Source organism: Streptomyces sp. NPDC046821 (genome assembly GCF_040645335.1).
Taxonomy (GTDB): domain Bacteria; phylum Actinomycetota; class Actinomycetes; order Streptomycetales; family Streptomycetaceae; genus Streptomyces.
In genome coordinates this window covers 303,449-315,447 of sequence record NZ_JBEYYB010000009.1, presented here as the reverse complement: position 1 = coordinate 315,447, position 11,999 = coordinate 303,449, and the positions used below count along the sequence as shown (strand labels likewise).

Here is an 11,999-nt window from a genome sequence, read left to right as displayed (position 1 = left end):
TGCGACTCTGGAGTCCCGCCCATGCCCGCGTCCGCGATCCCCGCCACCACCGTCGCCAACCTCCGTGACCTCGGCGGCACCGCGCTGTCCGACGGCCGCGTCGTCCGATCGGGCCTCGCCCTGCGGTCCGGACAGCTCGACCGGCTCGACCCGGCCGCCGATCCGGCGTTCGCCACGCTCGGCGTCCGCACGATCGTGGACTTCCGCACCAACGCCGAGCGGGCCTCCTACCCGGACCGGGTGCCCGACGGCGTCCAGGTCCTGGTGGCGGACGCGCTCGCCGACAAGATCGCGCAGACGGGGGCCGCGCCGGCCGCCGCCCAGCTCAAGGCGATCCTCTCCGACCCGGCGCTAGCCGAGGAACGGCTGGGCGGCGGGCGCGCGGAGTCCCTCTTCGCCGACACGTACCGCGCCCTCGTCTCGACCAGGTCCGCGCGGGCCGCGTACCGCACGCTCCTGACCGAACTGGCCGACCCGGACGCGGGTCCGGTCCTCTTCCACTGCACTGCGGGCAAGGACCGCACCGGCTGGGGCGCGACGGTCGTCCTGACGCTCCTCGGCGCGGGCCAGGAGACGCTGGAGGCGGAGTACCTGTCGGTCAACGCGGCGGTACGGGAGGCCTTCGCGTCGCTCGTCGAGGGGTTCACCGCGCAGGGCGGCGACCCGGAGATCGCCCTCGCGCTCATCGGCGTCCGCCCCTCGTACCTGCGGGCCGCCCAGGACGAGGTGACGGAGCGGTACGGCGACTTCGCGACGTACGTGCGCGACGGGCTCGGCGTGACGGACGAGGCGGTGGAGCGGATCCGGCAGCGCCTGACGGCCTGAACTCGGTACGCCGATGGGTGAGTTGACCGGATATTCAGCAACAGAGCGAGATCGAGCCACGTGAACCCGTGAAGTGACCATCGGACGATTCGCTCGTTCAGCTGAACGTGCAGTCGAAGGTGCAGTCACAGGATGTCGTCCCCCCTTCCGGCCCGGTCGTCGACGTGGAGCAGGCCGAGGCCGCTCTCGTCGAGCACTATCCACGGCTCGTCCGGCTCGCCTATCTGGTGCTTCCGCCCAGCCTCGGCCGCAACCGCCGCGTGCTCACGGCACACTCCCTCACCCAGCGCGCCCTGCCGCGCGCCCGCACGTCGGCCGCCGCGGCGGCGGTCCCCGCGCAGCGCTCGGCGCAGGGCCGCGACGCCGACCCCGGCTACGGGTTCGTCCGGCTCAGGGTGCTGCGCACCGCGCTCGAAGCCGGTCGCCCGCTGCGGCGCCTGGCCTGGCCGCGCCGCTCCCAGTTCCCGCCGCTGCTCCCCCAGGTGTGGGGCCTGCGGCTCTTCCCGCGCTCGGGCGGCGCCGACGAACTGGCCCTCGACCAGGCGCTCTCCGCCCTGACCGGCGCGGGCCGTGCCGCGTTCGTCCTGCGCGGCCTCGAAGGGCTCGACGACACCGCCGTACGGAATCTGCTCGCGGCGGCCGGGGCCGAGGACGCGGACGCGGCGCTCGCCGAGGCGGACGGGGTGGCCACGCCCGCGAGCAGGGACGCTCTCGGGCTTCTGGAGTCGACCGAGTTCGACCCGTGCTCGCTCCAGGCGAGGCCGCCGGACCTGATGCGGCGCCGGCAGCATGTGAAGGCCGTGGTCGCGGCCGCCGCGGCGACGCTCGTGTGCGGGGCGCTGCTCGGCCTGCCGGGCGGCGGCTGGGGCCCGGACGGCGCCGCCGCACCCTCGTACGCGCTGAACCCGGCCGGACAGGCGGCGCTCGATCCCGCGCAGCTGACGCAGGTCCCGGACACGGCCTGGCAGTCGTCGGCCCGCACGGACTTCTCGGTGTGGCCGGCGCGCGGCTCCCTGACGGGCGACCGGGAACTGCTGCGGCGCGCCCTCGCGGTCTGGGCGCGGCCCGGCGGTTCCGTCCTGGTCTCCGCGACCCCGGGCACCCCGGCCGGCGCCCCGCCCGGCCCCCCGCAGCTCCTGTACGCGGGCGAGGTCGACGGCGCGCGCATCGTGCTCCTCTACGACGGGCTGCGGGTCGTGCGGTACGCGGAGCCGAAGGACGGCACGAGCGGTGCCGCGCTCGACTTCGCGCGGGCGGACGGCGCGACGGGACCGGAGGCGGGCGCCCTTGTGGTGGACCGGGCCGACGGCAACGTCCGCTATCTGACGGCGCCCTGGGTGAAGAGCGCCGCCGTACGGGACCTGCTGCACCCGACGGTGGCGGCGCGGCCGCTCGACCGGGCCCCCGACGGCGTCACGGCCCCGTTCGCCAGCCCGGCGCTGGCCCGCGAGTGCGCTTCCTGGAACGCGCTCGCCCTGCGGGACGACACGGGCACCCGCCTCTCCACCGACCTCGGCGAACTCGTCCCGGCCCACCTCACCGCGGGCCGCCCCGGCGCGCCTCATGAAGCAGTGGCGGCCGACTGGCAGCACACGGCGTGCTCCCTGACCGCCGTCCGCTCCCACGGCGTGCGCACCGTCAACTCCTGGGCGTACGCCCGCCAGCCGCTGCCCGAGGGCGCGGGCACGGCGGACTGGTCGTGCGCGCGGGCCGACACATGGCGGGGCGGCGGCGCGCGGACGCTGGCCCTGTTCACGGCGCCGGGCGCGGTGACGGCGGCGGTCGCGGCGACGGCGGAGGGGACCCCGGCGTGCGGCACCCGGGACCCGATGGTGCTCGCGGGCGTGCTGTGGAAGTCGCGGGCCGGGACCTGGTACGTGGTGGCGGGCGCGAGCGGTCAGGTCACGTCGATCAGCTCGACGGGCGGCGCCCGCGCGCTCGGCAACGTACTGGCCGCGCCGACCCGTCCGGGCGCGGGGGCGAAGCTGACGGGACGTACGGCTACGGGCCGCCAGGTGGGCGCGCTTCGGTGACGTATCCATGAGGTGGCCGGGATGAAAGCCGACGTATCCACGAGGTAGCCAGGACGAAAGCTGACGCACCCGCACCGCATCCGAGACGAAAGCTGACACCTCCGTTGACACCCCCGTTGACACCTCCGTAAAGAAAACGGCGCGCGAGGGGTGTACCAGGTCGCTACCCGTCAGTACATTGACGCCATGTCTAATACGCAGAGCCGGGCGCCGCGGCCCGTCGCTGACGAGCACGTCGCGCTCAAGGCACGCAAGGTCTCCTTCTCCTGGGACAGGACCCCGCTCCACTGGGTCCCGGACGACCCGTTCACCACGCACACCATCAACGTGCTGCATCTCCTGCTGCCGGCGGGTGAGCGCTGGTTCGTCCACGTCTACAAGCAGGTCCTGCCGTACATCCGCGACGACCGGCTCCGCGAGGACGTCATCGGGTTCATCGGCCAGGAGGCCATGCACTCGCAGGCGCACGACGAGGTGCTGCCGCACCTCAAGGACCAGGGCCTCGACCCGACCCCGTACACCGCGCAGATCGACTGGTTCTTCGAGAAGCTGCTCGGTGACCGGACGCTGCCGCCGGGGAAGGCGCGCGAGTGGTGGCTGATGGAGCGGGTGGCGACGATCGCCGCGATCGAGCACTACACCGCGTTCCTCGGCGACTGGGTGCTGAACGCGGACGAGCTGGACCGCAAGGGCGCCGACCCCACGATGCTGGACCTGCTGCGCTGGCACGGCGCGGAGGAGGTCGAGCACCGCTCGGTCGCCTTCGAGCTGTTCGAGCACGTCGACGGGAGTTACCGGCGCCGGGTGCGGACCTGGGCGCTCGCGTTCAGCGCGCTGGTCTTCCTTTGGCAGCGCGGCGCGCGGTTCTTCATGGAGAACGACCCGACGCTCCTCGACGGCAAGGCGTCCTTCGGGGAGTTCTACCGGAACGGCAAGCGGGGCGTCCTGCCTTCCACCGGCGCCATGATGAAGTCCATCCCGCGCTACCTCAGCCGCTCGTACCACCCCTCGCAGGAGGGCAGCACGGCGCAGGCCGTCGCCTATCTGGCCTCGTCCCCCGCCGCGACCGCGGCCGAGGCCCGCACGTCCAAGGGAGCCGCCTGACCATGCCCAGCCTCCGCACCCCACGGCTGCGTACCGTCCTGCTCGTGACCGGGACCGCGCTGCTCGCGCGGCGGGCGATGCGCCGCCGGATCCAGGCGTCACCGCTGTGGCCGCTGCCCGCGCTCGACGAGCCGATCTCGGGCCGTCCGCGCGCGCGGGCCCTGCGCCTGCTCGTCGCCGGGCACGAGAGCGTCGCCGACGGCGTCGTCCAACTCCGCCTGGAGGGGCAGAACCTGCCCGCGTGGGAGCCCGGCGCGCACCTCGATCTCGTCCTGCCGTCCGGGATCGTCCGGCAGTACTCGCTGTGCGGGGACCCCGAGGACACGTCCTCGTACACGGTCGCGACACGGCTCGTCGAGGACGGGCGTGGCGGGTCGCGCGAGGTGCACGAGCGGTTGCGGAAGGGCATGGAGGTCGAGGTGCGCGGCCCGCGCAACCGCTTCCCCCTCGCCGACGCGTCGTCGTACGTGTTCGTCGCCGGCGGCATCGGCATCACCCCCATCCTGCCGATGCTGCGCGCCCTCGACGCCCGCGGTGCCGACTGGCGGCTGCTGTACGCGGGACGCACGCGCGCCTCGATGCCGTTCCTGGAGGAGATCGAGAAGCTCGGCGGCGAGCGGGGCCGGGTGACCGTCGTCGCCGAGGACGAGGACGGACGTCCGGACCTGGCCGCGCTGTTCGCGGACTGCGCGCCGGGCACCGCCGTCCACACGTGTGGGCCCGAGGGCATGATGGAGGCCGTGGCCGCGGCGCTTCCCGGCGACTGCGCACTGCATCTGGAGCGCTTCGCCCCGCACACGTCGACCGACGGCAACGGCCCGTTCGAGGTCGAACTCCGCCGCACCGGCACCACGATCGCCGTCCCGGCCGACACCACGGTCCTCGCGGCGGTGCGCGCCGAGGTCCCGAACGTGACGTACTCGTGCGAGCAGGGTTTCTGCGGGACGTGCCAACAGCGGGTCCTGGAAGGGGAGATCGATCACCGCGACGAGCTGCTCACGGACTCGGAGCGTGACGACTCGATGCTGATCTGTGTCTCCCGGGCGCGCGGCGAGCGCCTCGTGCTCGACCTGTGATCACTACTGACGGACCGGCTCCTCACAGGGCCGGTCCGGCTCGGTAGGGTGTTCGTATGACAACCGGGGTGCGCCGCAGGATGGGAGTCGAGGAGCGGCGACAGCAGTTGATCGGGGTCGCACTCGAACTGTTCAGCCACCGCTCCCCCGACGACGTCTCCATCGACGAGATCGCCGCGGCCGCGGGCATTTCCCGGCCGCTGGTCTACCACTACTTCCCGGGCAAACTCAGCCTGTACGAGGCCGCGTTGCGCCGGGCGGCGGACGACCTCGCGCAGCGCTTCGAGGAGCGGCAGGACGGCCCGCTCGGCGCCCGTCTGATCCGCGTGATGGGCCGGTTCTTCGACTTCGTGGACGAGCACGGGCCCGGCTTCTCGGCGCTGATGCGCGGCGGCCCGGCCGTCGGCTCGACGACGACGAACGCGCTCATCGACTCGGTGCGGCAGGCCGCGTACGTCCAGATCCTCGCGCACCTCCAGGTCACCGACCCGTCGCCGCGGCTCGAACTCGTGGTCCGCTCGTGGATCTCGCTCGCCGAGTCGACGGCGCTGATCTGGCTGGACGGGCGGCGCATCCCGCGCGGTGAGCTGGAGGCGCAGCTCGTGCACGACTTCGCCGCGCTCGCCGCGGTGAGTGCCGCGTACGACGAGGAGATGGCGGCGCTGCTGCGGCGCATCCTGGAGAGCGAGCCGGCCGACGGCACGTTCGGCGACCTCATCGGCCGCCTCGTTGCGCTCGCGCCGGTCCCGGTTTCCTGAAGCGGCTCAGGCGCTGAACCACACGGTGGTGTCGGCGGGCACGAGCGCCGCGCCGTCGCCGGCCTTGACGCCCTCGGCGGCCGGGAGGCTCGTCAGCAGGATCCGTGCGGAGGCGGGCACCCGTACCCGTACGTCCTCGCCCGTCGTGTTCGCCACGCACACGAACGCGTCGCCGTCCCCGGCCGCCTCCCGTCGAAAGGCCAGTACGCCCGCGGGTGCCTGAAGCCACTCCACGGTGTCGCCCGCGCCGAGCGCCGGGTGTGTGCGCCGGGTCGCCAGGGCCGACCGGTACATCTCCAGGGTCGAGCCCGGCACCCCCGTCTGCGCCTCCACGCTCAGCGCGCCCCAGCCCTCCGGCTGCGGCAGCCAGGAACCGCCCGCCCCGAAGCCGTACGAGGGCCCTCCGGCGGTCCACGGGATCGGCACCCTGCACCCGTCGCGGAAGCCGTCCTGTCCGTCCGCGCGGAAGAACGACGGGTCCTGCCGCACCTCGTCGGGCAGGTCGACGACGTCGGGCAGGCCCAGCTCCTCGCCCTGGTAGAGGTACGCGGAGCCGGGCAGGGCCAGCATGAGGAGCGTGGCGGCGCGGGCGCGGCGCAGGCCGAGCGCGGGCTCGGCGGCGACGCGCTGCTGGGTGCCGAGGCCGGACGGGTTGGCGTAGCGGGTGGTGTGCCGGGTGACGTCGTGGTTGGAGAGGACCCAGGTGGCCGGGGCTTCGACGGGCCGCATCGCGTCGAGGGAGCGGTCGATGATGTCGCGCAGCTCGACGGCGTCCCAATAGGCCACCAGATACTCGAAGTTGAAGGCCTGGTGCAGCTCGTCGGGCCGGACGTAGAGGGCGGTGCGCTCGACGGTGGGCGTCCACGCCTCGGCGACGAAGATCCTCTCCCCCGCGTACTCGTCGAGGATCGGCCGCCAGGCGCGGTACACGTCGTGCACGCCGTCCTGGTCGAAGAACGGCAGGCCGGCGTCGCTGCTGCCGAGCAGCCGCAGTCGGCCGTGCGCGCCGAGGTCGGGCAGCCCGTCGGCCTTGACCAGACCGTGGGCGACGTCGATGCGGAAGCCGTCGACACCCATGTCGAGCCAGAACCGCAGGATGGAGCGGAACTCGTCGCCGACGGCGGGGTGCTCCCAGTTGAGGTCGGGCTGCTCCGGCGCGAACAGGTGGAGGTACCACTCACCGTCGGGGACGCGGGTCCAGGCGGGGCCGCCGAACACGGACTCCCAGTCGTTGGGCGGCAGTTCCCCGCGCGCGCCCTTGCCCGCCCGGAAGTGGTAGCGCGCACGCAGCGGGGATCCGGGGCCCTCGGCCAGAGCCCTCCTGAACCACTCGTGCTGGTCCGAGGTGTGGTTCGGCACGAGGTCGACGATGACGCGCAGGCCGAGGGCGTGCGCGTCGCGGATCACGGCCTCCGCGTCGAGGAGGGAGCCGAACATGGGATCCACGGCGCGGTAGTCGGCGACGTCGTAGCCGGCGTCCGCCTGCGGGGACGCGTAGAACGGGCTGAGCCACACCGCGTCCACGCCGAGGTCGCTCAGGTGCGGGAGGCGGGAGCGGATGCCTTCGAGGTCGCCCATGCCGTCGGCGTTGCTGTCGGCGAAACTGCGCGGGTAGACCTGGTAGATCACCGCGTCGCGCCACCAGCCGGTGACCTCCTGCGCCGTGTGTGCGATGCCTGCCGTGTGCTGGCTCATGGTGTCCTTGTGCTCAAGAGGTGCGCTCTGGAGTGGTGCTCAAGAGGTGCTCAGGAGTGGTGCTCTGGATGTGCTCAGGAGTGGTTGCGCGCGTGCGGCCGGTGACCGGTTCCTCCGGACACCGTAGAAGAACGCGGACACCCGTACGGCGATCAACACCGTCCGGTCGCCGGTGCGGGGGCGTGTTTGTAGAGGTCCGCGTCGTCCACAAGACGTAGAGCGTGCACTCAGGACCCGCCCAAGGGATGATCGGACGAGGGGGCGGTATCTGGCAGACTCTGTCTCTATGGGTGAATCGACCGTGACGACACTGGAAGGCCGACAGGGGCCCACCGCATCACCCATGGCGGATCACCGCCGCGATGGGCGGGGGCTGCTCGGCCGGATGCGGGCACCACGGCGGCCCAGGCTCTGGTTCGAGATCCTGCTGATCGCGGTGAGCTACTGGACGTACTCCCTCGTCCGCAACGCCGTTCCGGAACAGCGGACGCAGGCGCTGAGCAACGCCGACTGGATCTGGCGGATGGAGAACCATCTCTCGATCGCCGTCGAGGAGAGCGTCAACCACGCCGTCAACTCGGTGACATGGCTCGTCGTCGGGATGAACTACTACTACGCGACACTGCACTTCATCGTCACCCTCAGTGTCCTGGTGTGGCTGTTCCGCCACCATCCCGGCCGTTACGCGGCGGCCCGGCTCGCCCTCTTCGCCACGACCGCGGTGGCCCTCCTGGGTTACTACTTGTTTCCGCTCGCCCCGCCACGCCTGATGCACGGGGCGGCGTTCATCGACACCGTCAAGGTCCACGAGACGTGGGGCTCCATGGCGTCCGGCGACCTGAAGAACATGTCGAACCAGTACGCGGCGATGCCGTCCATGCACATCGGCTGGTCCCTGTGGTGCGGCCTGACGATCTTCGCGCTCGCCTCGGTGCCGTGGGTACGCGTCCTCGGACTCATGTATCCGGCACTCACCCTGGTCGTCATCGTCGCCACGGCGAACCACTTCTGGCTGGACGCCGTGGGCGGCATGATGTGCCTCGCGTTCGGCTTCACGGTGGCACGGCTCTGGTACGGGGCGCTGCCGTACTCGCTGCCGCGCTACGTGGACGAGAGCGCTCCGCGCAGGACGCGGCGGGCCCGTGCCGGGGGCACGGACCCCGAACCGGTCCGGTCCGGGGTCACACCTCCCGGTAGGTGACGGGTCCGCCGGCGTCGTCAGAGCGGCCAGTACGTGAGGTGCGCGTAGCCGTCGTCAGACAGCCCGGTACGTGACATGCCCGCCCACCGTCGTCAGACGCACCGGCGCCTTCGCCACCTCGTCGGCCGGGGCCTCGACCGGGTCGAGGCCGAACGCCGTGAGGTCGGCCCGCAGACCGACGGCGATGCGCCCCGCGTCCTCACCGGCGGCGAGCGCCGCGTGTGACGTACAGCCTTCCAGCGCCATCAGCCCCGTGAGCCCCTGCCCGGGACCCGCCGCGCCCTCCGGCACCCGGGCCATGGACAGGACGCGGCGCACGTCGTAGTGCGCGATCGGCCAGTCGGAGCCGAGCGCGAGAACGGCGCCCGCGTCGCGCAGGTCCCGGATGCGCCAGGCCCGCGAGGCCCGCTCCGTGCCGAGCCGCTTCGACCATTCGTCGGCGTGGTCACCGCGGGTGTACGCGGTGTGCGGCGGCTGCATCGAGGCGGCGACGCCCAGCGCGGCGAACCGCGGGACCGTGTCGTCGGGCACCGTCTCGATGTGCTCGACGCGGTGCCGTCCCCGGCCGCTCGCGCCCAGGGACTCGACGGTGTCCAGGACGTGCCGCACGGCCGCGTCCCCTATCGCGTGGGTCGCGGTGCCGACGCCGGCCTCGTGCAGATACCGCACGGCGTCCGAGTACGCCTTCGGGTCCGGCCAGAACGCGTCGGTGCCCTGGCCGTGGCAGTCCGCGTGCTCCAGCCACGCGGTGCCGCCCTCGACGGTGCCGTCCATGAAGAACTTGACCCCGCCGACCCGCCAGTGCTTCCCGGCCACACTCTGGAGGGCGATCAGCTCGTCCAGGCCGGCCTTGTCGACGCCGGGCATACACCAGGGCGCGAGCCGCAGCCGCAGCGGAAGCACGGCCTCCTCCTCGACCGAGGCGAGGAGCTGGGGTACGTCGGCGTGGCTGAGGTCCATGACGTGGGCGCCGGTCAGGCCCGTGGCGGCCATGTCGGACAGCAGCGAGAGGAGCCGGGCGCGGCGCTCGGCGAAGGACGGCCTCGGCATGACGTCGACCAGCAGGTCCATCGCGGCGTGCTCGACGAGGAACCCGGTCGGGCGGCCGTCCGCGTCGCACACGATCTCCGCGCGCTGCGCGAACTCGCGCGGCCCTGTGATCCCGGCGGCGGCGAGGGCGGCCCCGCTGGCGAGCGCGGAGTGCCCGTCGTAGAGGCGGACGAATGCGGGGGCGCCGTCGAGGACGTCCTCGATCAGCGTGCGGTCGATGGGGTGACCGGCGAACGCGTTGTGGTCGAGCCCCCAGGCGACGACCCAGCCGTCGACGCGCGGCGCGGTGCGCAGGGCGGCCCGCAGCTCGTCGAGGTTCCGTACGCCGGACAGGTCCGCGCCGGTCGCCATCTCCAGGCCCCACACGGGGTGGCTGTGCGCGTCGACGAGGCCCGGCACGAGGGTCGCGCCGGTCAGGTCGACGCGCTCGGTGCCGGGTCCGTTCCAGTCCCGTACGAGCTCCTCGGTACCGCCGACGGCGGCGATCAGTCCGTCCCGGACGGCCACGGCGGTCGCCTCCGGCAGGGCGGGGTCGAGGGTACGGACGCGGGCACCGGTGAGGAGGAGGTCGGCTGCGGGCATGGGGGTGAACTCCGTTCAGGGTGGGGCACAAACCAGCCCGTCCGGCGCTTGAGGACCGGGGTCCGGGGCAGAGCCCCGGGACTTCGGGAAGGGGCGGGCTGGGGGATGGAAAAGGTCAGGCCGACTCGCCGTCCGGCTCCGCGGCAAACCGCTCGTACACCTCGGGCTTGGTACGCCGCAGGCGCCACGCAAGCCCGAGCCCGAGCACGAAGACGGCTGGCGCCACGGCCATCAGCACGACGTTGACCAGCGGGGACGCGCCGGTGAACAGGTCAAGGTGGGTGCACACCAGGACGGTCGCGAGGCTGAGCAGCACCGTCGCCGCGATCGGCGCGACGACCGTACGCAGCGCACCCTCCTGGTGGGTGATCCGGCGGAAGTAGAACGGCACGGCGATCGCGGCGAGCAGCTGGAGCGCCATCAGGCCGATCATGCCGGGCGTGTTCACCCACAGGAGCAGCTGCGCGTACGGGTCCGCGCCCGCGGCCCAGAAGCCGATGACGACGACGGCGCCGAGCACGGTCTGGGCGAGCCCGGCGACGTACGGGGAGCGGTGCTTCGCGTGGACGCGGCCGAACGACTTCGGCAGGACGCCCTCCTCGGAGAGGGCGAGGCCGTAGCGGTTGATCGCGTTGTGGAAGGCGAGCAGGCAGGCGATGACGCTGGTCACGATGAGGATGTGCATCAGGTCGGCCGCCCAGCCGCCCACGTACGTGGTGATCGCGGAGAAGAACAGGCCGGCCGGGTCGTCGCCCGCGGCCTTGACGACCTGGGCGTCGCCGAAGGCCTGGATGACGGTCCAGACGATGAACGCGTAGAACAGGCCGAGGAAGGCGACCGCGATGTACGTGGCGCGGGGCACGGTGCGACCGGGGTCGCGGGCCTCGCGGCGGTAGATGACCGTCGACTCGAAGCCGGTGAACGCGGCGAAGGCGAAGGCCAGGACGACGGCGGTGCCGGGCACGAACACGTTGCCCGGCGCGAACGACGCGGCGGACAGGCCGTGCGCGCCGCCCTTGAGCAGGACGCCGCCGGCCAGCAGGACGAGGATGCCGGTCTCCGCGCAGAGCAGGATGCCGAGCAGCTTGGCCCCGAAGTCGATGGACCGGAATCCGCCGTACCAGATGAGCACGAGCCCGGCGAGGGACACCGGCAGCCAGGGGATGTCGATGCCGAAGAGGGAGTGCAGGGTGTCCTGCGTCGCCGTGCCGAGGAGGCCGTAGACGCCGATCTCCATGCCGTTGTAGCCGACCATCGCGAGCAGGGCGGCGCCGATGCCGACGGTGCGGCCGAGGCCGCGCGTGATGTACGCGTAGAACGCGCCGGCGCTGCGGACGTGGCGGCTCATCGTAGTGAAGCCGACGGCGAAGACGGCGAGGGTGAGGCCGGCGAGGAGGTAGCCGACGGGGGCGCCGATGCCGCCGAGCGCGATGGCGAACGGGGCGACGCCCGCCATGACGGTGAGCGGGGCGGCGGCGGAGACCACGAAGAAGGCGATGTCGGACGTGCCGAGGGTGCCGGTGCGCAGGGTCGGCCCGGTGTCCTGGGTGGTGGTGCTCGCGCTGGTCCGTGACTGCGGGGAGGTTACGGGCATGGGTGGGGAAGCCCTTCGTGCGGCGGGCGGGGACGGGGTCCCGGAGGTGTCGTCCTGGGGGCCGGGAAGCAAAACCTAAAG

Annotated in this window: 9 protein-coding genes; 6 read left to right on the top strand and 3 right to left on the bottom strand. The window is 72.7% G+C overall.

The window, feature by feature from the left end:
• Positions 1-21 precede the first annotated feature (21 nt).
• From ABZ893_RS20550 to ABZ893_RS20530, 5 genes are all read left to right on the top strand, one after another.
• The gene (locus tag ABZ893_RS20550) at positions 22-825 is read left to right on the top strand and encodes a tyrosine-protein phosphatase (RefSeq protein ID WP_361405479.1); all 804 of its coding nucleotides are present in this window, start codon (positions 22-24) and stop codon (positions 823-825) included.
• Positions 826-944: 119 nt separating this feature from the next.
• Positions 945-2,858, top strand: coding sequence for a hypothetical protein (locus ABZ893_RS20545; protein ID WP_361405476.1), 1,914 nt, complete (start codon positions 945-947; stop codon positions 2,856-2,858).
• A 186-nt stretch (positions 2,859-3,044) separates the two neighbouring features.
• Positions 3,045-3,962, top strand: coding sequence for a metal-dependent hydrolase (locus ABZ893_RS20540; protein ID WP_361405473.1), 918 nt, complete (start codon positions 3,045-3,047; stop codon positions 3,960-3,962).
• Positions 3,963-3,964: 2 nt separating this feature from the next.
• Positions 3,965-5,038, top strand: coding sequence for a PDR/VanB family oxidoreductase (locus ABZ893_RS20535; protein WP_361405470.1), 1,074 nt, complete (start codon positions 3,965-3,967; stop codon positions 5,036-5,038).
• Positions 5,039-5,094: 56 nt separating this feature from the next.
• On the top strand, positions 5,095-5,796 hold the full coding sequence (locus ABZ893_RS20530; RefSeq protein ID WP_361405467.1) for a TetR/AcrR family transcriptional regulator: 702 nt from the start codon (positions 5,095-5,097) through the stop codon (positions 5,794-5,796).
• 6 nt (positions 5,797-5,802) lie between these two features.
• Here the strand turns inward: ABZ893_RS20530 and ABZ893_RS20525 are convergent, their stop codons facing one another.
• Entirely contained in the window at positions 5,803-7,491 is a 1,689-nt protein-coding gene (locus ABZ893_RS20525; protein ID WP_361405464.1) for a glycoside hydrolase family 13 protein, read from the bottom strand.
• 286 nt (positions 7,492-7,777) lie between these two features.
• Here ABZ893_RS20525 and ABZ893_RS20520 point away from each other — a divergent pair, with 286 nt between their 5' ends.
• Positions 7,778-8,692 (top strand): phosphatase PAP2 family protein, encoded by a 915-nt coding sequence (locus ABZ893_RS20520; protein WP_361405461.1) that lies wholly within the window; start codon positions 7,778-7,780, stop codon positions 8,690-8,692.
• A gap of 54 nt (positions 8,693-8,746) precedes the next feature.
• Here the strand turns inward: ABZ893_RS20520 and ABZ893_RS20515 are convergent, their stop codons facing one another.
• Together ABZ893_RS20515 and ABZ893_RS20510 are read right to left on the bottom strand one after the other, a co-directional pair.
• Positions 8,747-10,324 carry an amidohydrolase gene (locus ABZ893_RS20515; RefSeq protein ID WP_361405459.1) on the bottom strand — a complete coding sequence of 526 codons (1,578 nt, stop codon included), beginning with the start codon at positions 10,322-10,324 and terminating at the stop codon, positions 8,747-8,749.
• 115 nt (positions 10,325-10,439) lie between these two features.
• Positions 10,440-11,918: an APC family permease gene (locus tag ABZ893_RS20510; protein ID WP_361405457.1), complete on the bottom strand. Its 1,479-nt coding sequence runs from the start codon at positions 11,916-11,918 to the stop codon at positions 10,440-10,442.
• Positions 11,919-11,999: the final 81 nt, after the last annotated feature.